This is a genomic window from Snodgrassella sp., assembly GCF_024103505.1.
Classification (GTDB): domain Bacteria; phylum Pseudomonadota; class Gammaproteobacteria; order Burkholderiales; family Neisseriaceae; genus Snodgrassella; species Snodgrassella communis.
In genome coordinates, this window is the sequence record NZ_JAGGIJ010000006.1 from 14,794 (window position 1) to 38,676 (window position 23,883).

A 23,883-nucleotide genomic window follows, 5' to 3' on the forward strand; every position below is an offset into this window, starting at 1 on the left:
TTAGCACCAGCGATGTTCTTTCATGGGTTTGCCGTGTTTGATGTAGTGCTCAAACTCGGGGCGGAAATGCTTCATAAAGCCCTGTATTGGCATCACTGCTGCGTCCGCCAGTGCACAGATGGTGCGTCCGGACATATTGCTGCCAATTGATTCCAGCAAATCCAGATCCTCCGGCCGGCCTTTACCAGAGGCAATACGGTGAATAATGCGATATAGCCAGCCGGTTCCTTCACGGCAGGGCGTGCATTGTCCACATGATTCTTCAAAATAGAAATAGCTTAGCCGCTCCAGTGCTTTCACCATGCAGACATCTTCGTCCATGACGATTACGGCACCAGAACCGAGCATTGAACCGGCTTTGGCAATGGCGTCATAATCCATGGTCAGTTCCATCATGATGTCAGCTGGCAATACCGGCGCAGAAGAACCACCCGGAATCACTGCTTTGAGCTTTTTGCCATGACGCATGCCACCGCATATATCAAGTAAATCTTTAAATGGTGTGCCTAGTGGAATTTCATAATTACCGGGACGCTCAACATGGCCGGATACAGAAAAGAGCTTGGTTCCGCCATTATTCGGAATACCTTTATCGGCAAACTGCTGGCCGCCATCACGAATAATGAATGGCACAGAGGAAAAGGTTTCGGTGTTATTGACGGTAGTAGGTTTGCCGTATAAGCCATAGGACGCCGGAAATGGCGGCTTGAAGCGTGGCTGGCCTTTCTTGCCTTCCAGCGACTCCAGCAATGCCGTTTCTTCACCACAGATATAAGCACCATAGCCATGATGGGCATACAGTTCAAAGCTGAATTCACTACCTAAAATATTCTGTCCCAGAAAACCGGCAGCCCGTGCTTGTTGTAAAGCTGTTTCAAAGCGCAGATAGCTTTCGAAGATTTCGCCATGAATATAGTTATAACCAGCGGCCGCACCCATGGCATAGCCACCGATAATCATGCCTTCAATCAACGCATGTGGATTATAATCAATGATATCACGATCTTTGAATGTACCCGGTTCACCTTCATCGGTATTGCAGACAACATATTTAGTGCCCGGAAACGAACGCGGCATAAAGCTCCATTTCAGCCCGGTTGGAAAGCCGGCACCACCGCGACCACGCAGACCGGAAGTCTTAAGCTCAGCGATGACATCATCCGGCGCCATTTTTTCATTGATGATTTTTTTCAATGCCTGATAGCCACCGCGCGCTATATAGGCTTCCAGCGTCCAGCAATTGGGGTCGGAAGTATCAACCTGATCGAAAATCACGCCATTCTGGTACATTGCCATCAGTTCAACTCCGCCAGTTTCGCTTCAATGGCTTCTTCGCTCATAAAGCTACACATTTTATGATTATTCACTAACATCACCGGCGCATCGCCACAGGCACCCATGCATTCGCCTTCTACCAGCGTGTATTTCCCATCAGCAGTGGTTTCACCATAGCGAATACCAAGACGTTTTTGCAGATACTCACCAGCATTCACGCCGCCACGCAAGGCACAGGGCAGATTAGTACATACGGTAAGTTTGTATTTACCAACTGGTTTGAGGTTGTACATATTGTAAAAAGTAGCCACTTCCAGCGCCTGAGCTGGTGGAATACCAATATAATCAGCCACTTCTTCAATAGTTTCAGGCTGCAACCAGCCCAGCTCGGATTGCGCTATACGCAGAGCCGACATAATGGCACTGCGACGCTGATCGGCCGGATATTTGGCCAGTTCTGTATCAATTTGTTTTAAGCTATCAGCGGACAACATTATCTATCCACCTCCCCGAATACAATATCCTGTGTACCAATAATGGCAACCACATCCGCCAGCATGTGACCGCGCGCCATTTCATCCATGCCTTGCAAATGGGCAAAGCCCGGAGCACGGATTTTCATCCGGTAAGGTTTATTAGCGCCATCGGAAATCAGATAGACACCGAACTCACCTTTAGGATGTTCAGTAGGCACATAGACTTCACCTTCTGGCACATGCATACCTTCAGTAAACAGTTTGAAATGATGAATCAGTTCTTCCATCCCGTCCTTCATGGCAGCGCGAGGTGGCGGTGCCACGGTATGGTCGTCAATAATCACCGGGCCGGGATTGGCTTTCAGCCAGTCCACACACTGGCGGATAATGCGGTTAGCTTGACGCATCTCATGAATGCGGCACAGATAACGGTCATAGCAGTCGCCATTAATGCCCACCGGTATATCAAAATCCATCTCAGCATAGGCATCGTAAGGCTGTTTCTTGCGTACGTCCCATTCAATACCGGAACCACGCAACATGACACCAGTAAAACCTTTTTGCAGGGCTCGTTCTGGTGAGACCACGCCTATGCCGACAGTACGCTGTTTCCAGATACGGTTGTCGGTGAGCAGATTTTCATATTCATCCACACAGGCAGGAAAACGGTTGGTAAAGTCTTCAATAAAGTCCAGCAGTGAACCTTCACGGCTGGCATTGAGTTTTTGCAATACTTTGGCATTGCGATATTTGCTGGATTCGTATTTTGGCATGAAATCCGGCAAGTCACGGTATACGCCACCGGGGCGGAAATAGGCAGCATGCATACGTGCACCTGATACTGCCTCATAAATATCCATTAGATCTTCACGCTCACGGAAGGCGTAAAGAAACACTGTCATGGCACCGATATCCAGTGCATGCGAACCGATACCCATCAGATGATTAAGAATGCGAGTAATCTCGGCAAACATCACGCGGATATACTGGGCACGAATGGGTACTTCAATATTGAGCAGACGTTCAACCGACAGGCAGTAAGCCTGTTCATTACACATCATGGATACATAATCCAGACGATCCATATACGGCAGCGTTTGCAGATAAGTCCGTGTTTCCGCCAGCTTTTCCGTACCACGATGCAACAGGCCGATGTGCGGATCGGCACGAACGATGTTTTCACCATCCATTTCCAGAATCAGGCGCAATACGCCATGTGCAGCCGGATGCTGCGGTCCAAAATTGATGGTGTAATTACGTAACTTAGACACCGTACTGCTCCTCTCTCACCACGCGCGGGATAATCTCACGCGGCTCAATCGTTACTGGCTGATAAATAACGCGACCTTCGGCCTCGTCATAGCGCATTTCAACATAGCCGGAAACGGGAAAATCCTTGCGAAACGGATGACCAACAAAGCCGTAATCAGTAAGAATACGGCGCAGGTCGGGATGGTTGTTAAACAGAATGCCAAACATGTCAAACGCTTCACGTTCGTACCAGTTGGCGCCGTTATAGATATCGACAACAGAATCGACGGTGGGAAAGTCTTCGGCTTCAGCCCAGACACGGACACGGATACGCCAGTTATTGGTTACAGACAACAGATGGCTGACAACGGCAAAGCGCTTGCCTTGCCACGGTTCATCTTTGTAGCTCTGGTAATCAACACCACACAAATCAATCAGCGTTTCAAATTTCAGTTCATCATGATCGCGCAGGGTTTGCATCAGCTGATGGTAATCAGCGGCATCACACTCCAGTGTTAGTTCACCGCGATCAAGACAGTAACGTATCTTAGCGCCGAAAGTGGTTTCACACACGGCTTTCAGTGTTGCTATATCTGCCATATTTTCCTCACTTTCATACACGCGCAATTGTGGCGGTACGTTTAATTTTCAGCTGCAACTGCAACAGGCCGTAAACCAATGCCTCTGCGGTGGGCGGGCAGCCGGGCACATATACATCAACCGGCACAATGCGGTCGCAGCCACGCACCACAGAATAAGAGTAATGATAATAGCCGCCACCATTGGCGCAGGAACCCATAGACAATACCCAGCGCGGCTCGGCCATCTGGTCGTAAACACGCCGTAATGCCGGAGCCATTTTATTGCACAGAGTACCGGCCACAATCATCAGGTCAGACTGGCGCGGTGACGGGCGAAAAATAATACCGAAGCGGTCAAGGTCATAACGGGCAGCACCGGCCTGCATCATTTCTACGGCACAACAAGCCAAACCAAAAGTAGCTGGCCACAATGAACCGGTACGCACATAATTGAGTACGGTATCGGCAGTTGTTGTGACAAATCCTTTTTTTAAAACGCCTTCTATTCCCATTCCAGAGCGCCTTTTTTCCATTCATAAACAAAGCCGATAACCAGAATCAGCAGAAATACCATCATCGACCAGAAGCCATACGCGCCCAGCTCTTTAAACACCACAGCCCAAGGCACCATAAAGGCTACCTCAAGATCAAACAAGATGAATAAAATGGCTACCAGATAGTAACGCACGTCGAATTTCATGCGTGCGTTTTCAAATGCCTCAAAACCGCACTCAAACGGTTCCTGTTTCATTCTGTACGGACGATTGGGCCCGAGTAACAGACCGAGAGAAATAAACAGAACACCGGCGGCAAAGCCAACCAGTATGAATATCAAGATGGGGAAATAATTCGCCAGCATAGTTGCGCCGACCTTATGCAAATATTGGTAAAGTTGATGTATTGTAACTAATTTCGAACGTTATTAAAAGTACGTATTACATTAATCAATAATAAAAAAATAATATTTTCAATGGGATATTGATAATAATTATCATTATTATTATTGAAAGACTATTTTTGATTTCCCTTTTTTTCCCTCATATAAAATAATAAATGCACGTCATAAAATTTTTCTATTAATTCCTGCTGGTTACAACTTTTACAGCAAGATAGCATTTTATACTCATGCATATTAAATAAGCCAGATATACCGGTTTACTTATCAGATTAACTTTTATAAACTTGATTAGTCATAAAATAGCGTTTGTTAATTTTACAAATTTTAACTATGCACATTTATTAACAGCACTACAGTATAACCACTTGAAAATAAAAGGTATTAGTAATGCAATATCATCCCGTTTACTCGCCTGCTGAATGTCACGATATGAGCGACATTCGAAAAGAAATAGATCATATTGATTATACAGTGATTCAGTTACTTTCTGTCCGTTTTAATTATGTAAAGGCAGCCAGTAAATTTAAAAAAAGTACGACAGATGTTCAGGCCACAGAGCGTTTTAACAGTATGCTGGAAAAGCGCCAACAGTGGGCTGATGAGTTGGGATTGAATGGAGAAGTAATTAGAACATTATACGCCGATTTGGTTAAATATTTTATTGCCGAAGAATTAAAAGAGTTTGAACGCAAATAATTGAAGTGATTTGCGTTCACTCAGCCAATTTCTTGCACGCTATTCTGCTTCAGCGCGCCGAAAATCACGTATACGGAATCCCAGTGCAAACAAAGCACCAAAGTAAAGAACAATACCGGCAATAATCAAAGCACTTAACTGGCCAACTTTTGCCAAGCCATTACTATGCCAGTTAAATGGTAGCCATAGCTGCAATACCCATAGGCCGGCACCCATGATAATCAGTGCCAGAACCAGACGCACCAGAAAACGCCCCCAGCCCGGACTGGGTGTATACAATTTATGTCGCCGTAACAGGGTAAACAGCAGTGCCGCATTAATACAGGCACCCAAGCTGATGGCCAGAGCCAGACCAACATGATGCAGTTTCCAGACAAACAGCAGATTCATCAGTTGCGTCATGCATAAAGTGAAAATGGCGATTTTCACCGGTGTTTTGATGTTCTGACGGGCATAAAACCCCGGTGCGAGCACTTTAATCAGAATCAGACCAATCAGTCCCACAGAATAGGCCACCAGTGCACCCTGTGTCATCAGTGCATCGTATTCATTGAATTGCCGGTACATAAACAAAGTAGCGACCAGCGGGAATGACAATACCGCCATCCCTACTGCTGCCGGCAAGGTAAGCAGCATACACAAACGCAACCCCCAGTCCAGCAAAGCAGAAAAACTGGCAATATCATTGGTAGCCGAGTGTTTGGACAGCGTAGGCAAAAGAATGGTACCCAGAGCCACGCCAAGTACGCCTGTTGGTAATTCCATCAGCCGGTCTGCATAATACATCCACGATACCGAACCGGATTGCAGATAGGAAGCAAAAATGGTGTTAATTACCAGAGATATCTGAGCCACTGACACACCCAGAATAGCCGGAGCCATTTGCTTTAATACTCGGTTAACGGCCTCATCCCTAAATTTTAGCTTGGGCATAGTAAGAAAACCGAGCCGGAATAAATAAGGTAGCTGATACAGCAACTGCAATAATCCGCCCACAAATACTGCCCATGCCAGAGCCAGAACTGGCGGATGAAAATAAGGCGCCAGCCATAAGGCAAATACAATAAAAGAGATATTCAGAAAGGTAGGTGTAAACGCCGGAACAATAAACTGATGATAGGTATTGAGCACACTACCCACCAGTGAAGACAGTGAAATCAGAAAAATATAAGGAAAAGTTATGCGTAATAGCTGCACTGACAGGGAGAATTTATCGGCATCCTGCTGAAAGCCGGGTGCAGAAATATAAATCACCACCGGCGCAGCCAGAATACCGATGGCAGTAACAATAATCAGTACAAATGAAAGCAGACCGGCCACGTGCTGTACAAACGCCCGGGTAGCCTCTGGTGAACGAGTTTCCCGGTATTCGGCCAGAATCGGCACAAAAGCCTGCGAAAACGCACCTTCCGCAAAAATACGCCGCAGCAGATTAGGCAATTTAAACGCCACAAAAAAAGCATCAGTAGCCATACCTGCACCAAAACTGCGGGCAATAATGGTATCGCGGATGAAACCCAACACACGTGACAACATAGTCATGCTGCTGACTTTAGCCAAAGTACGCAGTAAATTCATCGGTAATGCCAATTGAAAATCAAAGGCGAAAGTGTACACTGGAATGCCAGCCGATTCTATACAGCCAGCGAAGCACCTTAAATCGCATTATTAACCTCGCCAAAGATTCACTGTACTGTCAAAAATGTATCCAGACAATAATTAACAGTTTACAAACAGTCCTAGTTATGGTTAAAAGACTGGAAGTATTTCTGATGGCAGAGATTTTGATTAAATTAAAATGATTTAAGGAGCACCCGATGAAAGTAGGCTTTGTTGGCTGGCGTGGAATGGTGGGTTCAGTATTAATGCAGCGTATGCAGGAAGAGAATGATTTTCAAAGCATTGCGGATGCGTATTTTTTCACAACATCAGCAGCAGGTACCGCAGCACCGGATTTTGGCCAGACCGCAAAAACTCTGCTGGATGCGCATAATCTTGATGTTCTAGCACAAATGGACATTATTGTTACCTGTCAGGGTGGTGACTATACCAAAGCAGTACACCAGCCTTTACGTGAACAGGGCTGGCAAGGTTACTGGATTGATGCTGCATCCACCCTGCGCATGAGCGATAAAGCAGTTATCGTACTCGATCCGGTAAACCGTCCGGTTATTGATGCAGCACTGGCAAATGGAATCAGGGATTTTGTTGGCGGCAACTGTACCGTATCACTGATGCTGATGGCACTCGGCGGCCTGTTTGAGCGGGATTTAGTGGAATGGGCCACCAGCATGACCTATCAGGCAGCATCCGGTGCAGGCGCACAGAATATGCGTGAGCTGATTAGTGCCATGGGCGCGATTGAAGCACAGGTTAGCTCCGAACTGGCAGATCCGGCCAGTGCCATTTTGGCCATTGACCGTAAAGTTGCCGAATTTTTGCGCAGCGATACCTATCCACAGGCACAATTTGGTGTTCCACTGGCTGGCAGCCTGATACCATGGATTGATGCCGATCTGGGTAACGGCCAGTCTAAGGAAGAATGGAAAGGCGCGGTAGAAACCAACAAGATTTTAGGCCGCAGTGCACACCCGATTGTTATTGATGGATTGTGCGTGCGCGTAGGTGCCATGCGTTGCCACAGTCAGGCATTAACCTTGAAACTGAAACAAGATTTACCAGTCGCTGAAATTGAAAACATTCTGGCCACCGCCAATGACTGGGTAAAAGTGGTGCCTAATGAAAAAACTGCCTCCATGCATGAGCTCACACCTGCGGCAGTAACCGGTACATTAACCGTACCTGTAGGCCGCATCCGCAAAATGGGTATGGGTGGCGAATATATCAGTGCCTTTACTGTTGGCGACCAGCTTTTATGGGGTGCGGCTGAACCTATCCGGCGCATGTTGCAGATTGTTTTGCAAAGCAGATAACTAACTGGCCGAAATCCAGCCATCATCATTTTTGGTAGCAACAGGACAGTTGGACATTTAACTGTCCTGTTTTACTATCCGTGCCATAACCGCAATCAGCTCAGCTTATCCCCGCACTCTGTCCAGAAAAAAACAGCCAGTCTACTGTGTCAGACTAGCTGAAAACTATGGCAGTTTCTACTTGAATAAAAACACTTACTGCACCAGCTCACTATGTTCATTGCTATTGAGTATTGCCTTATCAGTTTGATGCAGCCACTGGCTGGTTAAAGCACCCGCAGTCATGGCACCGCTGACATTCAATGCCGTGCGCCCCATATCAATCAATGGTTCCACAGAAATCAGCAAAGCTACCAGCGTAATCGGCAAACCCATTGCCGGTAGTACAATCAGCGCAGCAAATGTAGCACCACCACCGACACCAGCCACACCTACAGAGCTAATGGTTACCATCCCCACCAGTGTGACAATCCACCATGGATCCAGAGGATTAATGCCCACAGTCGGCGCAATCATGGTTGCCAGCATAGCCGGATACAGACCAGCACAGCCATTCTGACCAATGGTTGCACCAAATGAAGCAGCAAAACCGGCAATCGATTTCGGCACACCCAGACGCTGCGTCTGCGCCTCAACATTAAGTGGGATAGAAGCTGCGCTGGAACGACTGGTAAAGGCAAAAGTCAGTACCGGCCATACTTTCTGAAAATATTTACCCGGATTGATACCAAATATCCCCAGCAACAGACCATGAACTACAAACATCAGTGCCAGCGCCAGATATGATACCAGCACAAAGCCACCCAGCTTGACAATATCCTGCATATTAGAAGCTGCTACTACTTTGGTCATTAAAGCCAGCACACCATAAGGTGTTAACAGCATCACAACCCGAACCAGCTTCATCACCCAACTTTGTAACGTATCAATCGCCAACAACACCCGTTCACCCTTAGGTGCATCTTCCTTGAGCAACTTCAAAGCTGCCACACCCAGAAAAGCAGCAAAAATCACCACACTAATAATAGAAGTTGGATTGGCTCCGGTTAAATCAGCAAAAGGATTCTTCGGGATAAATGACAGCAACAATTGTGGTACCGATAAATCGGCCACCTTGCCCACATAATTGGTCTGAATCGCATTGAAGCGTGCTGTTTCAGCCTCACCCTGAATCAGTCCGCTGGCAGTCAGTCCAAACAGACTGGTCAGCAGCGTACCAATCAGCGCAGCAATAGCCGTAGTAAACAGTAATATCCCTATCGTCATCAGGCTGATCTTGCCTAGCTGGGTTGCATTATGTAGCCGTGCCACAGCATTCAGAATTGAAACAAACACCAGCGGCATTACCACCATCTGCAACAGCCCTACATAGCCATTGCCAACAACATTAAACCACTGTACAGAAGTTTCAATCACTGGACTGGATGTGCCGTAAACGAATTGCAGCCCCAAACCAAATACAATACCCAGAATCATACCCAGTAATACCTTTCGGGATAAGCTCCAGCAAGTAGTATGCGTACGGCTCAGCACCCATAACAACAACGCGAACACAACTGTGTTCGCGAGCAAAGATAAATTCATTTTATACTCCTGCGCCAGCAGCACATCGGCCAGCATTTGATACATAGTGCTAGCCCAGCATACGCAAAAGCCACCAGCTTGTGAAATAGCCTTTATGCATTCACTTATGCCTTTTTGTTATATACCAAATGAATATTAGACAACATAATTTAGCTTAATACATCCGCCTAATAACAACATTTTTTTGTTATCATGCACTTGTTCTGGTGACACAGAACAAATATCCTGTTTCAGATTTCCATACCGTCTATAACTTGTTTGATTGGTCACGTCCATGTCTGTCTATACCAGCGTTAGCGATGATGAGATGCGCAGTTTTCTGCGCGATTATCATTTAGGTCGGTTTATTGGTTTGCAAGGTATCGCCCAGGGCATTACCAACAGCAATTATTTTGTTACCACAACACAAGGGCGTTATGTACTAACAGTATTTGAGGCCATGTCTCAGGCTGAACTGCCCTACTTTCTGGATTTAACCCAACACCTGAGCGCCAATGGCGTAGCCTGCCCTGCCCCTATTGCACGAATCGACGGCCGTTTGGACAGTACATTAGTTGGCAAACCCGCCTGTCTGGTGACCTGTCTGTCTGGTGGCGATACCAGTAGCCCTTCTGCACTGCAATGTTTCAATACCGGAGCCATGCTGGCCAAAATGCATCTGGCCGGTACCAGCTTCCCGTTAACCATGAATAACCCACGTTATACCTCATGGTGGCATGAGGCCAGCAGCCGATTATCACCATTTCTGGATGCAGAAGACGAACGGCTGTTACAGGCAGAAATTGCTTTTTTTGATAAAAACGAGCGTACCGACTTACCTGCTGGCATCATCCATGCCGATTTATTCCGTGATAATGTCTTACTGAATGGCGAACAGGTAGCCGGCTTTATTGATTTCTACTATGCATGTAACGGCAACTTCATGTATGACTTGGCCATTGCCGTTAACGATTGGGCACGGCGGGCAGACAACCATCTCGACCACAACCTGCAACAGGCATTCATGCGCGGCTATGAAAGCATACGACCGCTAACTGATGCCGAACGGGATTACTTTCCGATTGCACAGCGGGCGGCTTGCATCCGCTTCTGGGTATCGCGTCTGCTTGATTACCATTTCCCGCAGGTTGGCGAAATTACCTTTATCAAAGATCCAAACGTTTTTCGCGATTTATTACTGAATCTGAGTACTTAACAATTGCAGTTCAAATTGCTTTTGTACTTGCCAAACAATCAGCGGAATGCAGACATAGAAACCATCTGCATCTGTATAAATGTGTACAACACCAGCCAAATTAAAACAACCTCATATTTAAAACAATGATACGCACTGAAATGCAATCATTAAATGACAATTGCCCCATAGCAATGCATCTAATGATTGCTTGAATTCTGACGTATACAAACTTACTTCGTAATCATTGTTACAAATTTAAAAATCACGGTTAGTAATCCTTATCTCAATAATTTGGTTTTTTCATCTATTATTTCAACTTAATAATAAATGGCGGCCTTATTAATAAAGTCGCCAATATTTAAAGAGAGACTGAATGATAAAATTAACTATTACCATCAACATAAAAATCCAAGAACAAATCAAAAATCAATTTCATTGCTGACGATTCTTACCGAAAACCGTTTCTTTCACAAACAATAAATAATTCTTATATTTAAAAATCAAAACGGTATCCGACATTTATTTGTTTTCGATCAAATCTATTACCCAGCGAATAAACCATGTCAGCATAAAAATTATGCCTTTGCTTTAATTGCACATTGACACCGATAGCATTATCCCACCAGTTACCACCAAAATCATATTTCTCTTTTGCAGCATGATTAAATGTATAAAATGTTTTACCACTAAATTCCTTTAGATAGCCTGTTTTAAAATAAATATCTACAGGATTTGCATTACCTTGAAGCGTGTATCCCAAAATAATACTTGCGCGTGCAATCAATGAATTATAACGGCCTAACTGAGTTGTTAAACCATTGGTCGCACTAATCGTTGCACCACTCTGATGAGAAAAAGTAACCTGAGCTTGGGGTTCCAAATACCATCCTTGTACATTTTGCTTTAGCGAAGATAGCTGAACACGTTTGCCAATTTCAGTGCCGATTGAAAAACCTTTAGTATTACCATGACCTTTAACATAATAGCCGCCACCGGTTAGACTATTGAACTTGTTAGACATATACATATACTTCACTAAGCCATCAACATAAAGACCCGTTTGGCGTTGTAAGGTAGCATAAAGCCCGGCAGAATAACTTTTAGAACGGCCATCACCAACATTATGATCCACATTACCTTTACTTAGACCACCCATAACACCGTAATAAACATTTTGATTACCAAGCTCCAGTTTTCGATCAATACCAAACTGCAAACCATAATAATTCATATTGAAATCAGATAAACGCTTATCATTAAAAGCGCTTAATTTACCTGTATATATCCGCCCCCATGATTCAGCATGAGTTATATCATTTGTGCGGATTTGTCCCATTCGTTGCAATAACGTCTGCGTTTCAACATAACTCATCAAATAATTTGAGTTAAGAATACTGGCTGCATTTTGCGCGGTATGCGTTAATAGTGGTTTTGGAGCAACTGGTTTATTTTGGCCGCCATTATCATTTGTATTGTTATTATCGCTGTCATTAGAAGCTACAGACCCTGATAACACCCAATCTTCAGTGCCGGCACCCCGATCATCACTGACTTTGGTTAACGTATTAAATTGATAGGCACCAATATCAAAAGACGGTGCAGACAAACCAAAATCAGCCCTACCTCCTTCTGTTTCAACCAATGTCAATTTTTCATTACCGGTTACCGTAGCCGCACCGGATTTATTATCAACAATAGTAATTTTATGACTACCTGCTGCTTGTCCTGTTCCTGTTATTTTAAGTAGATCATGTGCAGAATTTCTACCAATTGCAGTTCGCATTGCAAAAATACCCGCACCCGCTAAGGAGTCAGACATTAACGTCATCGCATTGGCACCATCAACAAAAGCCACCGAACTCGGAGCCGCATAGGTATAACCAAATTTTACTTTGGCATGATCACCAAGTGTTAAAGAATCAATACTTGAACTGCCGGTCATTTTCCACTGGCTGTCATCACCAGAAATGGCCAGATTAATCTCACCTTTATCTTGTGAATTAGATAGCGCATTATTTTCCATAGAGGTTAATAACGTTGAGCCATTAGCAAGATTAACATTAATGACACCTTTAGTAATGACGTCGCTACCTTCAATTAACTTACTAGCGGATGAAGAGACATCACCTTTAATATTAGATCTGCCAACAATATCCACCTCTCCAGCAAGTGCCACTATTGCATTATAATGTTGATCATCTTCAGAAATTATCCAGTTTTCATTTAAGCCACTATTAACCGTTAACTTGCCGCCGATTTGCTGCATGAAAATCGACGTACCATGCTCAGTAGTAAGATCTATCCCATTATCGAAATGAATAACGCTGCCTTCATCTGGCCTAGGATAGCTGTGATTAAATGGAACTTGGTCAAAGAAAATACCATCAGCGTTGTTACTACCAAACATTTTGATAATAACTTTATCCCTAAAAATTAATTTAGCGCCTAACGCATCAGAATTATTATTCCTTTGTGAATAAACACCATAACTGTTTTTGCCTGAAGAAATAATTTTTACTGCTTTATTAAAAGTTCCTGTTGAAGCTGCTGTAGTCGAATTATTGTAAGTACGAATACCAATAAACTGATCATTTCCCGTATCGGTTATAGAAACCTTTTCTTGAAACAACCCGTTTCCTGCACTTGCTATATAAATACCTGAACCACCTTTCAGACTTACATCAAGTTCACTATTAGCAATAACATCAGCAGATATGATATTAAAACCATAAACAGAATTGTAACCACCCGTGGCATTATTTCGAATAATAAATTTATCGGTACTACCAATATCACCAATAGTTAACACCTTGCCATTTTTAACACCAATCGCAGTACCGCGAGTATTCATATCAATATGCGGTGCAGTCGCAGAAGTGATTTTTATCTCGACGTTGTCATCCTTAGCCACAATACCCGTATTAGCATAATTTCCTATATTAAAATCACCGATAGTAATTGTGGCATTAGCGAATAGCGGAGTTATACATAACATTCCCGCTGAAACTTTAAATAATAAAATATTTGAAATTACTTTTTTCATTGAATCTACCAAAAATAAGGAATAATTATATTTATAAAATATTTACAGTAGCATTATAGTGATGTGAAAATAAGCATATGATCAAATACATACCTATTTTTATAATTTATCTATGCAAAATACTTTCCGATTGATACTGATATGTTCTCCGCCATTCTCACTGACCATACCTATACCGTCATAAAGGACAGATTGATATATCCCCTTATGAACTGATTAATTGATTAACATATAGAGCTAAATATTCCCCATACCACCATCAATAAGCATTTCTGATCCAAACATAAAAGATGATTCATCCATGGACAGAAAACAGTGGCTTTAGCGATCTCTATTCCTTTACCCATACACCGTATTATTACCAGCGTCTTCATTGCCTGTTGTAAATGTTTTACCGCCTCAGGAGCAATTATTGACTGATGGGTAACACCTGCTGCATTAATATATACAGCATCTAATCTGATTCAGATTTCAATTAATCTTGCAGCCAGATACTTCAATCTCAGACCCATCGCCGAGAAATATTAATATATTTGCGCCTAAATATTTTTAGCTTCTCATAACTTGTTTATTTCTACCTGTAATGGCTACATTAATACCTGCGGCCATCAATTCTCTGGCCATTGCCTGCCCTATCACACTAATTGCGCCTGTAATAAGTGCATATTTGCCTTGTCATTTTTTCATATTTTCCCTTGCAAAGTTAAATTCAGTATAATTTAAATAGTTTACTTATGAAAGTAGGTACCAAACAGATACCATTGGAAAATATTTATGCAGAATGAAAAAAATACAGATCAAAATTTTAACTGCCCTATGGTTAAATTCGTCAACCTGATTGCCGGAAAATGGGCTATCCCTATCCTATACCGCCTAATAATCACGAATGGGCCTATCCGTTTTGGCGAACTGAAACGTGCAATCTCGCCAATTACACAAAAAGAATTAACCAAACGGCTAAGGTTATTTGAACAAAAGGGATTAATCAGCAGGAAACTATATCCCGAAGTACCACCAAAAGTGGAATACCAGATAACAGAACTCGGAAAAACTTTAAAACCAGCCCTGAATTCTATAGCCCACTGGATGGAACAACACGAAAAAGAGTTGCTCTAATTAACTGGCTTGCATGCAAATCATTAAATCACGTGATATCACTTTTTAATTTAATAATAATTACTTCCATAAATTTATCAGGGGATATATCTCCTGAATTATCTTCACATGATATATTAATTTATTAGTGACACATTCATGACCCTTGTCATCATTCAGACAAGTATCTAACTTTTTACTTTTCATAACGTTACCAGCTTTATGAGCAAATAGAAACCTAATAGATAATCATGATGCAAATAGTAAAAGCAGACCTATAGTCATATTTAAATAACGCTTTGCAACCAGCCGACTATCATTTTGTTTAGAGACAACAACGCAGGTACAACAATAAAAGAAAAATATATCTTAAAGAAATAAAGCTTCTCATTACAGCCTTAATGTTTTCAGCAGCCATATTTAGCAAAACAATCTATTAACAGCACAATAATTCACACACAAAATAAAAAAATTAACCTATTGCTAATATTACAAAAAAACCAAGCAACAACAAATAATTAATTTTTTAATATTCATTTAAGCCTACATTTGCATAATCATTATTGCTGACTATAATCATTTCCATACTGCAAAGAAATTTTTATTAAAATCAACTTATAGAGGCATAATGAACACACATCAATCAACCCATTCCATCGCCAGAATCGTTACCCAAATAATTCTATGGCTGGTTACACTCTATCTGCTCATAGGAGGAGTCTGGTTAATCTGTCTGGGCGGTTCACCTTTTTACGCTATTCTTGCCTTAGCACTTGGGCTGTTCACTTACCTGTATCAGCTCAATTGCAGCAATAGCCTGTGGTACTTTGCCGCTATACTCATCGCCACACTGGATTGGGGCTTATGGGAATCCGGTACTGACTTCTGGGCACTGGCACCACGATTTGATATCCTGTTTCTCTTAGGTCTGTGGCTACTATCGCCTTGGTCAACACGTCAGTTAACCACACAACACAGTAGTAAAGCAGCTATTGCCATAGTTTTAACTACCATACTAGGCATTATGCTTTACAGCATTAATCACGACCCGCAAGAGATCAATGGCACCATCACACGTACCCAGCCGATACCAGCCGCAGATACCAATGATATTGCAGCAGAAGACTGGCCAGCTTACGGCCGCACTCAGAGCGGCAGCCGCTACTCACCATTAACCCAGATTAATACCAGCAACGTAAACCAGCTCAAAGTCGCCTGGACTTATCATACCGATGACTTCAAAACCGATAATGACTCAGCCGAAACCACCAACGAACTCACCCCAATCAAAATCGGCAATAAATTATTTATCTGTACACCACACCAGTTTCTGGACGCACTTGATGCCACTAGTGGCAAACGGTTATGGCGCTTTAATCCGAAATTGCGCAGTAACAAAACCTTTCAGCATCTTACCTGTCGAGGTGTCAGCTATTACGACGCCACAACAGCAAACAGTAGCGAAACCGCAGCATCACCCATATGCCCGCGAAAAGTACTGTTACCAGTCAATGATGGTCGTTTGATTGCTGTTAATGCAGATAATGGACAGAAATGCAAAGACTTCGGTAATGAGGGAGAAGTTAACCTGCAAGCAAAAATGCCTTACGCATTTCTGGGTGGCTACAACCCAACATCACCGCCTATAGTCACACCGAGCACCATTATTATCGGTGGTTCAGTCACCGATAACCTCTCCACCAAAGAACCATCAGGCGTGATACGCGGTTACGATGCCAATAATGGTCAATTAAAATGGGTGTTTGATACCGGTGCCAAAAATCCGAATGCCATGCCGGGCGAAAACACCACCTTCGTGCATAATTCACCCAATGCATGGGCGCCACTGGCCTACGACCAGCAACGCAATATCGTTTATGTGCCCACCGGCGTAGGTACACCTGATATCTGGGGCGGCCATCGCGACAAACTGAAAGAGCGTTATGCCAATTCCATTGTGGCACTGAATGCTTCCACCGGCAAACTGCTGTGGCACTATCAGACCACCCACCATGATTTATGGGATATGGATGTACCGGCACAACCTTCATTAATGGATCTCACCCTGCCATCCGGCAAACGAGTTCCGGCCATTTACGTCCTCACCAAAACCGGTAATGTTTTCGTGCTTAATCGTGAAACCGGCCAACCCATCGTACCGGTAACCGAAAAACCAGTACCACAAACCCTGAAATATGGTAACCCTACGCAAGGTGAGCACTATTCTGCCACCCAGCCATTTTCAGCGCTGAGTCTGACACCAAAAGACAAGCTCACCGATAAAGATATGTGGGGAGCAACCATGTTTGACCAGCTCATTTGCCGTATTCAGTTTAAACGTCTGAATTATGATGGCATCTATACTCCGCCTTCTGAAAACGGCACACTGGTTTTCCCGGGAAATCTGGGTGTATTTGAATGGGGCGGCATATCCGTCAATCAGGATCGCCAAATTGCATTGATGAATCCGATAGGTCTGCCATTTGTTTCCCGCCTGATTCCCACCAATCCAGACAGAACGCAACAAAAACAGGGTGCCGGTACTGAAAATGGCATGCAACCAATGTATGGTGCCCCTTATGGTGTGGAAATAAATCCCTTCCTGTCACCACTAGGCCTGCCCTGTAAACAGCCATCATGGGGGTTTGTTGCCGGAGTGGATTTACAAAGTAATCAGGTAGTGTGGAAAAAACGTATCGGTACCATTCGCGACAGCCTGCCAAAATTATTCGAATTACCACCATTGAAAATCGGCGTACCCGGCTTAGGTGGTGCAATATCAACAGCTGGTAATGTTATGTTTGTCAGTGCCACTCAGGACGACTATCTGCGAGCCTACGACACCAGCAATGGTAAGCTGTTATGGGAAGCCCGCTTACCTGCCGGTGGACAGGCAACACCCATGACTTACGCAGTTAACGGCAAACAATATGTAGTACAGATGGCAGGTGGTCATGGCTCATTTGGTACCAGAATGGGCGATTACCTAATTGCTTATACCCTACCTTAAGCTTTAATTAATATGGACAGCCAATAAACTGTCCATATTCTCAATCCAGCAAAAGCTTACCCATACAAAAAAAGACATGTTAACAACATGTCTTTTTTATCCTTAGTCTCAGTAAAGCTCAGACAACAATATTCACCAGTCGTTTAGGCACCACAATCACCTTTTTCGGTGTTTTGCCATCAACAAATCGTTGTACAGTTGGTTCAGCCAGTGCCACAGCCTGTACTTCATCATTACTGATATCAGCAGCAACCGTAATCTGCCCGCGCAGTTTACCATTTACCTGCACCATCAAAGTGATTTCATCCTGCACCAGTGCCGCTTCATCGACATGAGGCCATGCCGCATCCCATAAAGTTTGCTGCATAGACAATTCATTCCATAACGTTTCACACACATGCGGCACAATCGGCCATAGCAGACGCAATACCGACTCCAGCACTTCCTGTGCCACCGCTCGCCCCTGCTCTGAACGACAATCAGTACGATCATACTGATTCAGCAGCTCCATTACCGCAGCAATTGCCGTATTAAATTGCTGACGACGGCCATAATCATCCGTCACCTTAGCAATTGTACTGTGCAATTTCAGACGCAACGCTTTCAATTCAGATGCCAGCCCGTCCTGACTACCTGCAAACGCCGTTACACTGGCACCCTGCTGTAAATAATCATACACAGTACGCCATAAACGACGCAGAAAACGATGAGCACCATCCACACCAGCATCTGACCACTCCAGAGACTGTTCTGGTGGCGCAGCAAACATCATAAACAGGCGCGCAGTATCAGCACCATAACGATCAATCAGCTCCTGCGGATCTACACCATTATTTTTCGATTTGGACATTTTCTCAATGCCACCAATACAAACCGGTTTACCGTCTGCTTTCAACGTTGCAGCCAGTGGCCGGCCTTTATCATCCCGTTGTAAATCCACATCCTGTGGCGCGATCCACTCTTTACTGCCATTCGCACCCTCACGATAATACGTTTCACAAACCACCATGCCCTGAGTAAGCAAACGGGCAAATGGTTCATCAACATTCAACAGACCTTCATCCCGCATCAGCTTAGTAAAGAAGCGCGCATACAACAGATGCAAAATAGCATGTTCAATCCCGCCGATATACTGATCAGCATTCATCCAGTAATTGGCTGCGTCCTTATCCACCATAGCCGTATCACACTGTGGCGAAGCATAGCGCACCGCATACCAACTGGATTCAACAAATGTATCCATCGTATCCGTTTCACGGCGAGCCGGTTTACCACAGCATGGGCAGCTCGTTTCATAAAATTCCGGCATTTTGCTCAGCGGAGAACCCGCACCATCCGGCACTACATTTTCAGGCAACACAACCGGTAACTGCGTTTCCGGCACAGTCACATCACCGCAATCATCACAATGAATAATCGGAATCGGACAACCCCAGTAACGCTGGCGTGAAATACCCCAGTCACGCAGGCGATATTGCGTTTTCGGTGCACCGGCATTCTTAGCCTGCAAAATTTCACCTACACGCTCGAACGCAGCATGAAAATCCAGACCATCCAGTTCACCACTATTAACACACTGCGTCTGCTCCTTACTGCCATACCATTGCTGCCATGCTTGCGTATTAAACTCATCAGCAGCCTGAGTAGATGCAATAACCTGCTTAATCGGCAACTGGTATTTAGTAGCAAACTCAAAATCACGTTCATCATGTGCCGGTACAGCCATCACAGCACCATCACCGTAACCCCACAGCACATAATTGGCCACCCACACCGGCAGTACATCACCATTCAACGGATTAATAGCAAAGCGTCCGGTAGGCATACCTTTCTTTTCCATGGTAGCCATATCCGCTTCCGCTACCGAACCAGCCTTACATTCTGCTATAAACTGCTGCAATTGAGCATTATCCGTAGCAGCAGCAGTAGCCAGAGGATGTTCCGCAGCTACCGCAACATAAGTCGCGCCCATCAACGTATCTGGTCGTGTGGTATATACCTGTACAAAATCAGCGTACTCCCCCGTTAAACCCGCTTTACTGTCTTCAGCCAGCGCAAAACGCACCTGCATACCCCGAGATTTGCCAATCCAGTTGCGTTGCATCGTCTTAACCTGTTCCGGCCAGTGCTCCAGCGTATCCAAACCATTAAGCAACTCTTCGGCGTAATCCGTGATCTTGAAGTAATACATCGGGATTTCGCGTTTTTCCACAATCGCACCCGAACGCCAGCCACGACCATCTACAACCTGCTCATTGGCCAGCACAGTCTGGTCTACCGGATCCCAGTTCACCGTACCATTCTTCTTATAAATAATCCCCTTTTGAAACAGACGGACAAAAAGCCACTGTTCCCAACGGTAATATTCTGGCGTACAAGTAGCAACTTCCCGCTCCCAATCAATCGCAAACCCCAGACTCTGCAACTGCTTTTTCATATAAGCAATATTGTCATAAGTCCATTGCGCCGGTGCCACCTGATGCTTCATCGCTGCATTTTCAGCAGGCAAACCAAATGCATCCCAACCCATTGGTTGCATCACATTAAAACCATTCAGTAATCGATAACGGCTCAGTACATCACCAATCGTATAGTTACGTACATGCCCCATATGTAACTTGCCTGACGGATAAGGAAACATCGACAGACAATAATATTTGGGTTTCGGGCTAAAATCTTCAGCATTAAATAAACGGTATTCCTGCCAGCGTGCCTGCGCGGCCGGTTCAATCTTCTCGGGACAGTATTGTTCTTGCATCATGAATCATCAATTTATTGTATAAAAATAGACCACTATTATAACAGCTTACTCAAGACATCAGCCTGTAATTAATCATTTTAGCAACTGGATTAATCAGACCGTTATATCAATACCGCAAAAACACATCGCACATTCACCCAGATTACAATACCTTATGCATATAACATTCAATCAGACAAAAAAAACCACCGATACCAAGGGAGAGAATATCGGTGGACAATTTGCGGGAAAACACTAAAATTACTCAATATTGACTGTCAGGCAACAACAATACTGATACAATCATTATATCAATATAACCATTAAAAGCAGTTAAACTGTGCCAAGTCAGACAAAACAATTTATTTTAATCAGCACCATCAGCTAATTCATGTGAAGAATTAAATTTTTTCAACAATTTTAATGTTTTATCCGGATCATCATTACGTAATACTTTTTGTACCTCAGTTTCCAGTGTCAGCAGATCACTCTGAATAATCTGATTTTTTACCGCCAGAATATTATTTGCATTCATTGAAAACCGGCGTAATCCCATCGCCATTAACAACCGCGTATACTGAGCATCGCCAGCCATTTCACCACAAATCGACACCGGCTTATTCAAACGCGCCGCAGTACGGATAATATGCAATAATAACTTCAATACTGCCGGATGTCCCGGCTGATATAAATAACTCACACTTTCATCATTGCGGTCTGCCGCCAGCGTATATTGAATCAAATCATTTGTACCAACTGAAACAAAATCAATCAGTTTCAGAATAGAATTAACTGTCAACGCAGCCGATGGAATCTCCATCATAGCACCAACCTGAATATTTTCATCAAATTCTTCATAACGGTCACGTAACTGCTGTTTAGCTGTATTTAAATGCGTTAAACACTGCTGTATCTCCGTTACCGAAGAAATCATCGGCCACATCATCCGCACCGGCCCCAGAACAGCAGCCCGCATAATTGCCCGCATCTGCGTACGAAACATCACAGGTTCAGCAAGACATAAACGAATACCAGTCAAACCCAAAGCAGGATTCATAGCATTGCTGGTACCAAACCAGCGTGGATTTTTATCCACGCCCAAATCAATTGTACGAATGGTTACAGGCTTGCCTTTCAGCTTTTTAACCACATCTGTATATTCTGCATATAATTCATCCTCAGTAGGTAAAGTATCTCGGTTCAGATAAAAAAACTCACTGCGGTACAATCCAATGCCATCTATACCCAGATTATGCAATGCCTTAATATCATTAGCACTTTCAATATTGCCCAGCAACTCAATATTGATTCCGTCCTGCGTAGTCGCAGCCGTATTTTTCAGTTTATTTAATTGCCGCTTCAAGCTGCGAAATTCGCGCAAACGGCGCCGATATTCCTTCAAAATAACATTATCAGGTGCAATAATAACCACACCCATAGTGCCATCTACAATGATCAGCTCATCTTCATTAATCAATTCGCGCGCATAGCCCAATGCAATCACAGATGGAATATCCAGACTTCGTCCTAAAATCGCCGTGTGACTAGTCGGTCCACCAGCATCAGTTACAAAAGCCGCAATCCGACTGTCCTTGAAAAAAACAGTGTCTGCCGGTGACAAATCATGAGCAACCAGAATCGTATCTTCTTCAAAATCTTCGGTTTCAGCAACAACCTCAGTAGACAGACCGATCAGATTCTTAAAAATACGCTCAACTACCTGTAACATATCCTGCTTGCGTGCACGCAGATAATTATCTTCAATTGCATCAAACTGTTCCGATAGCTTATCTGTTTGCAGCTTTAATGCCCATTCAGCATTAACACCTTTCTCCTCAATAATATCAACGGGTTCTCTGGACAGACTCACATCCCCGACCAGCATCAGATGTAAAGAAATAAATGCTCCCAGCTCAGAAGGCGCATTTTGCGGAATATCAGTACGCAACTGCTCTAACTGACGGCGAGTCGTCTTAATCGCCTGCTCATAACGGGCAACCTCTGCTGATACTTCATCAATCGACAGCTCACGATGGGGTACATCGTCCATACCTCGAATCACCAGATGGGCTCGACCAATCGCTACCCCAGCTCCTACTGCCACGCCATGCAGCACAATACACATTATTCGTCTTCACCAAAACAATCGTTAATCAGCTCAACCAATGCCTGCATTGCCTGATTTTCATCCACACCGTCAGTCTCCAACTCAACCACACAACCCTGAGCTGCGGCCAACATCATCAACCCCATAATACTCTTACCATTAACCCGGCGATCTTTGCGCGTTACCCATACCTCGCACTGAAAACGACTGGCTACCTGCGTAAACCTGTTTGAAGCCCGTGCATGCAAACCAAGTTTATTAACAATCTCAATTTCCTTTTTTATCATGTCACAGCTCATCCTGATTAGAAATAGTCATAATGCCAGCAATAGCAGCTGTTTTAACCTCTTCAGCAAATTTATGCACATCATCCGCTTTGGCAAAATTTTGAAGTGCTTTAATCAGCATCGGAGCATTAAGCCCAGTAAGCAAAATAACATTGTCTCGCTTAATCATCCGACATACCAAATTACATGGCGTAGCACCAAAAATATCCGTCAGAATCAGCACCCCATGACCGTAATCCAAAGCTGACAGCTTTTCCACCACCTCTGTATGCTTACTTTCAAGCGAATCACTGCTGCGCACCCCAATTAGAGAAACCTTATCAGGCACAGAACCAAAAATATGCTGAATCAACTGCATATTTGCCTGCCCCACAGTCTCATGGGTAATAATCATCAAACCTATCATTGTATTACCTATTACTATTACAGCACTAAGTGTACCCAATAATTCCTTCTAAAGAAAAATAATTGCACCATTTACCCCTGAACAAGAAATAACGGACTAAACCCTAATACTGTATTCTCAGATAAAACTTACCATACTTATCACATAGTAGGAATAAAAATATCAAATAAAATAATATATTGACCTACAGTTCACCACCTTGTAGACAACGCAGAAATGCTTACCGTCTTAAACCATACAGATTAATTGGCTTACTACCAAATAACCAGTTAAATTAACCTTTCTTATAACAAAAAAAACAGCAAATGTTTAGTTATTAACAGA

19 protein-coding genes are annotated in these 23,883 nt (G+C 43.7%); 5 read left to right on the plus strand and 14 right to left on the minus strand.

Features of this window, described 5'->3' with window-relative positions; translation table 11 throughout:
- The 6 genes from nuoF to J6578_RS07135 are packed head-to-tail and all read right to left on the minus strand — an operon-like array spanning nt 1 to nt 4,442.
- A complete protein-coding gene (gene nuoF / locus J6578_RS07110) occupies nt 1–1,296 on the minus strand; it encodes an NADH-quinone oxidoreductase subunit NuoF (protein ID WP_287954200.1) in 1,296 nt (431 codons plus the stop codon).
- Nucleotides 1,296–1,769: an NADH-quinone oxidoreductase subunit NuoE gene (nuoE, locus tag J6578_RS07115; protein ID WP_037407269.1), complete on the minus strand. Its 474-nt coding sequence runs from the start codon at nt 1,767–1,769 to the stop codon at nt 1,296–1,298. Before nuoE ends, nuoF begins: the two co-directional genes overlap by 1 nt.
- Nucleotides 1,769–3,022, minus strand: a complete 1,254-nt coding sequence (locus tag J6578_RS07120) for an NADH-quinone oxidoreductase subunit D (protein ID WP_093091947.1) — start codon at nt 3,020–3,022, stop codon at nt 1,769–1,771. Before J6578_RS07120 ends, nuoE begins: the two co-directional genes overlap by 1 nt.
- Nucleotides 3,015–3,602: an NADH-quinone oxidoreductase subunit C gene (locus tag J6578_RS07125; RefSeq protein WP_287954202.1), complete on the minus strand. Its 588-nt coding sequence runs from the start codon at nt 3,600–3,602 to the stop codon at nt 3,015–3,017. The genes J6578_RS07120 and J6578_RS07125 overlap by 8 nt, the downstream gene beginning before the upstream one ends.
- Before the next feature lie 13 nt (nt 3,603–3,615).
- Nucleotides 3,616–4,095, minus strand: coding sequence for a NuoB/complex I 20 kDa subunit family protein (locus tag J6578_RS07130; RefSeq protein ID WP_037407271.1), 480 nt, complete (start codon nt 4,093–4,095; stop codon nt 3,616–3,618).
- A complete protein-coding gene (locus J6578_RS07135) occupies nt 4,086–4,442 on the minus strand; it encodes an NADH-quinone oxidoreductase subunit A (protein ID WP_093091945.1) in 357 nt (118 codons plus the stop codon). The genes J6578_RS07130 and J6578_RS07135 overlap by 10 nt, the downstream gene beginning before the upstream one ends.
- A gap of 426 nt (nt 4,443–4,868) precedes the next feature.
- On the opposite strand from J6578_RS07135, the gene J6578_RS07140 reads away from it, so the two are divergent.
- On the plus strand, nt 4,869–5,177 hold the full coding sequence (locus tag J6578_RS07140; protein WP_287954203.1) for a chorismate mutase: 309 nt from the start codon (nt 4,869–4,871) through the stop codon (nt 5,175–5,177).
- 39 nt (nt 5,178–5,216) lie between these two features.
- Here J6578_RS07140 and murJ read toward each other — a convergent pair whose 3' ends face one another.
- Nucleotides 5,217–6,755, minus strand: coding sequence for a murein biosynthesis integral membrane protein MurJ (murJ, locus tag J6578_RS07145; protein ID WP_287954204.1), 1,539 nt, complete (start codon nt 6,753–6,755; stop codon nt 5,217–5,219).
- 239 nt (nt 6,756–6,994) lie between these two features.
- Here murJ and asd point away from each other — a divergent pair, with 239 nt between their 5' ends.
- Nucleotides 6,995–8,110, plus strand: coding sequence for an aspartate-semialdehyde dehydrogenase (gene asd, locus J6578_RS07150; protein ID WP_100150146.1), 1,116 nt, complete (start codon nt 6,995–6,997; stop codon nt 8,108–8,110).
- 195 nt (nt 8,111–8,305) lie between these two features.
- Here asd and J6578_RS07155 read toward each other — a convergent pair whose 3' ends face one another.
- Nucleotides 8,306–9,739, minus strand: coding sequence for an L-cystine transporter (locus tag J6578_RS07155; RefSeq protein WP_287954205.1), 1,434 nt, complete (start codon nt 9,737–9,739; stop codon nt 8,306–8,308).
- A 229-nt stretch (nt 9,740–9,968) separates the two neighbouring features.
- Here J6578_RS07155 and thrB point away from each other — a divergent pair, with 229 nt between their 5' ends.
- Nucleotides 9,969–10,889 carry a homoserine kinase gene (gene thrB / locus J6578_RS07160; protein ID WP_093091937.1) on the plus strand — a complete coding sequence of 307 codons (921 nt, stop codon included), beginning with the start codon at nt 9,969–9,971 and terminating at the stop codon, nt 10,887–10,889.
- A 475-nt stretch (nt 10,890–11,364) separates the two neighbouring features.
- Here the strand turns inward: thrB and J6578_RS07165 are convergent, their stop codons facing one another.
- Nucleotides 11,365–13,914, minus strand: a complete 2,550-nt coding sequence (locus J6578_RS07165; protein ID WP_287954207.1) for an autotransporter outer membrane beta-barrel domain-containing protein — start codon at nt 13,912–13,914, stop codon at nt 11,365–11,367.
- Nucleotides 13,915–14,463: 549 nt separating this feature from the next.
- Nucleotides 14,464–14,571, minus strand: coding sequence for a hypothetical protein (locus J6578_RS10330; RefSeq protein ID WP_144362309.1), 108 nt, complete (start codon nt 14,569–14,571; stop codon nt 14,464–14,466).
- A 117-nt stretch (nt 14,572–14,688) separates the two neighbouring features.
- Between J6578_RS10330 and J6578_RS07170 the strand changes: the two genes are divergently transcribed.
- Nucleotides 14,689–15,030, plus strand: coding sequence for a winged helix-turn-helix transcriptional regulator (locus tag J6578_RS07170; protein WP_287954208.1), 342 nt, complete (start codon nt 14,689–14,691; stop codon nt 15,028–15,030).
- A 607-nt stretch (nt 15,031–15,637) separates the two neighbouring features.
- Entirely contained in the window at nt 15,638–18,019 is a 2,382-nt protein-coding gene (locus tag J6578_RS07175) for a glucose/quinate/shikimate family membrane-bound PQQ-dependent dehydrogenase (protein ID WP_287954209.1), read from the plus strand.
- 118 nt (nt 18,020–18,137) lie between these two features.
- Here J6578_RS07175 and leuS read toward each other — a convergent pair whose 3' ends face one another.
- The 4 genes from leuS to J6578_RS07195 form a co-directional block, all read right to left on the minus strand.
- Nucleotides 18,138–20,777 carry a leucine--tRNA ligase gene (gene leuS, locus J6578_RS07180; RefSeq protein ID WP_239365707.1) on the minus strand — a complete coding sequence of 880 codons (2,640 nt, stop codon included), beginning with the start codon at nt 20,775–20,777 and terminating at the stop codon, nt 18,138–18,140.
- A 349-nt stretch (nt 20,778–21,126) separates the two neighbouring features.
- The gene (ptsP, locus tag J6578_RS07185; RefSeq protein WP_287954210.1) at nt 21,127–22,884 is read right to left on the minus strand and encodes a phosphoenolpyruvate--protein phosphotransferase; all 1,758 of its coding nucleotides are present in this window, start codon (nt 22,882–22,884) and stop codon (nt 21,127–21,129) included.
- Nucleotides 22,884–23,153: an HPr family phosphocarrier protein gene (locus J6578_RS07190; protein WP_100150141.1), complete on the minus strand. Its 270-nt coding sequence runs from the start codon at nt 23,151–23,153 to the stop codon at nt 22,884–22,886. Before J6578_RS07190 ends, ptsP begins: the two co-directional genes overlap by 1 nt.
- 1 nt (nt 23,154) lies before the next feature.
- Entirely contained in the window at nt 23,155–23,547 is a 393-nt protein-coding gene (locus tag J6578_RS07195; protein WP_176715064.1) for a PTS sugar transporter subunit IIA, read from the minus strand.
- Nucleotides 23,548–23,883 lie beyond the last annotated feature (336 nt).

Excerpts from the sequence above, each read along its gene's own strand:
- nuoF (WP_287954200.1), bottom strand. The coding sequence starts at position 1,296 with ATGGCAATGTACCAGAATGGCGTGATTTTCGATCAGGTTGATACTTCC.
- nuoE (WP_037407269.1), bottom strand. The coding sequence starts at position 1,769 with ATGTTGTCCGCTGATAGCTTAAAACAAATTGATACAGAACTGGCCAAA.
- J6578_RS07125 (WP_287954202.1), bottom strand. The coding sequence starts at position 3,602 with ATGGCAGATATAGCAACACTGAAAGCCGTGTGTGAAACCACTTTCGGC.
- J6578_RS07130 (WP_037407271.1), bottom strand. The coding sequence starts at position 4,095 with ATGGGAATAGAAGGCGTTTTAAAAAAAGGATTTGTCACAACAACTGCC.
- J6578_RS07135 (WP_093091945.1), bottom strand. The coding sequence starts at position 4,442 with ATGCTGGCGAATTATTTCCCCATCTTGATATTCATACTGGTTGGCTTT.
- J6578_RS07140 (WP_287954203.1), top strand. The coding sequence starts at position 4,869 with ATGCAATATCATCCCGTTTACTCGCCTGCTGAATGTCACGATATGAGC.
- murJ (WP_287954204.1), bottom strand. The coding sequence starts at position 6,755 with ATGAATTTACTGCGTACTTTGGCTAAAGTCAGCAGCATGACTATGTTG.
- asd (WP_100150146.1), top strand. The coding sequence starts at position 6,995 with ATGAAAGTAGGCTTTGTTGGCTGGCGTGGAATGGTGGGTTCAGTATTA.
- J6578_RS07155 (WP_287954205.1), bottom strand. The coding sequence starts at position 9,739 with ATGTATCAAATGCTGGCCGATGTGCTGCTGGCGCAGGAGTATAAAATG.
- thrB (WP_093091937.1), top strand. The coding sequence starts at position 9,969 with ATGTCTGTCTATACCAGCGTTAGCGATGATGAGATGCGCAGTTTTCTG.
- J6578_RS07165 (WP_287954207.1), bottom strand. The coding sequence starts at position 13,914 with ATGAAAAAAGTAATTTCAAATATTTTATTATTTAAAGTTTCAGCGGGA.
- J6578_RS07170 (WP_287954208.1), top strand. The coding sequence starts at position 14,689 with ATGCAGAATGAAAAAAATACAGATCAAAATTTTAACTGCCCTATGGTT.
- J6578_RS07175 (WP_287954209.1), top strand. The coding sequence starts at position 15,638 with ATGAACACACATCAATCAACCCATTCCATCGCCAGAATCGTTACCCAA.
- leuS (WP_239365707.1), bottom strand. The coding sequence starts at position 20,777 with ATGCAAGAACAATACTGTCCCGAGAAGATTGAACCGGCCGCGCAGGCA.
- ptsP (WP_287954210.1), bottom strand. The coding sequence starts at position 22,884 with ATGTGTATTGTGCTGCATGGCGTGGCAGTAGGAGCTGGGGTAGCGATT.
- J6578_RS07190 (WP_100150141.1), bottom strand. The coding sequence starts at position 23,153 with ATGATAAAAAAGGAAATTGAGATTGTTAATAAACTTGGTTTGCATGCA.
- J6578_RS07195 (WP_176715064.1), bottom strand. The coding sequence starts at position 23,547 with ATGATTATTACCCATGAGACTGTGGGGCAGGCAAATATGCAGTTGATT.